Annotated in this window: 1 protein-coding gene; it reads left to right on the top strand. The window is 35.4% G+C overall.

Annotated elements, in window-relative coordinates; translation table 11 throughout:
• Nucleotides 1-38 precede the first annotated feature (38 nt).
• The coding region (locus JF818_RS01240) for an MBL fold metallo-hydrolase (RefSeq protein ID WP_198890179.1) at nucleotides 39-1,149 on the top strand (1,111 nt) is incomplete at its 3' end.

Raw genomic sequence — 1,149 nt, 5'->3', positions numbered from 1 at the left:
GCTAGATACTCTCAAATGGTTCAAGGAAGAGGGGTTGGATGATGTTAAATAAGAAAGTTTTTTTGGGAATTGTTATATTGATGGTGCTTTTGATGTTATCTTGTACCAATCAATTAGAAGCGGTTGTAGAAAATGAAACTTTGCTGGAAGAGGTTGATTCTGAGGTAGAAGGACTTTCTGTGGATTTAACATATCTTGGACGCGCCAGTGTCAGAATCGATATAAGTGATGGTCGTGTTCTCTATATAGATCCATATGCAGGTTCTTATGTTAATTATGAAGAGGCAGCAGATCTGGTACTTGTGAGTCACCAACATTCTGATCATAACATGACATCTAAAATAACACTAAAAGAAGAAGGCATAATCATAGCCTGTCCGAACAAAATAAGAGCAGGTGATTTATATACGTTAGATGACATCACAATAGAAGCTGTTTCAGCTTACAATAGTAATCACAGTGCAAGTTTGAGTTGTGGTTTTGTCATTAAAATTGGAGACATCGTTATTTATCATTCAGGAGATACTTCAACAACCGATCAAATGCCAGAGATGTCTGCTATGGACATTGATTATGCTTTGCTTTGTATGGACGGCTTTTATAACATGGATTATATAGAGGCGATGACTGTTTCTGATCTGATACAAGCAAGTGCTGTTATTCCTATCCATACAAGTGCTGACTATTCTTATGATATCAATCATGCAAAGGCATATGCAAATGATGACAGAGTGATTGTTCAACCAGGTGAAACGATACGTTTGTATGATTTATCCGAGACAAATGATATCGCAATACCTTTTGAGAAGGCAGTATTAGACATACTAGATAACAAGCTAAAAGCGTTAGAAGAAGATAATTATAAACTTTATATGCATGATATCACAACCGAAAATGACTTTTACTATAATGAACAGGAACGATGGTTTGATGAAATGACAAAAGATGTGATTACGAATATTCAGTTACAATTGTTATCCTATGAAATGTTAGATGATAGAGCTGCTGTGGCTACTATATTGCAGACACATGAAGCACAAGAGTCATTTGCTTTTGAGTATCCACTGTTATTTAGATATGAAGATGGTAGATGGAAGGATTATGGCTATAACTTTGAGGAATTTGAAACCGATCGTTTTACAGTTAAGT

The sequence above is a fragment of the Sphaerochaeta sp. S2 genome (genome assembly GCF_016406725.1).
GTDB lineage: Bacteria > Spirochaetota > Spirochaetia > Sphaerochaetales > Sphaerochaetaceae > Sphaerochaeta.
This window is presented reverse-complemented; position numbering and strand designations above follow the sequence as displayed.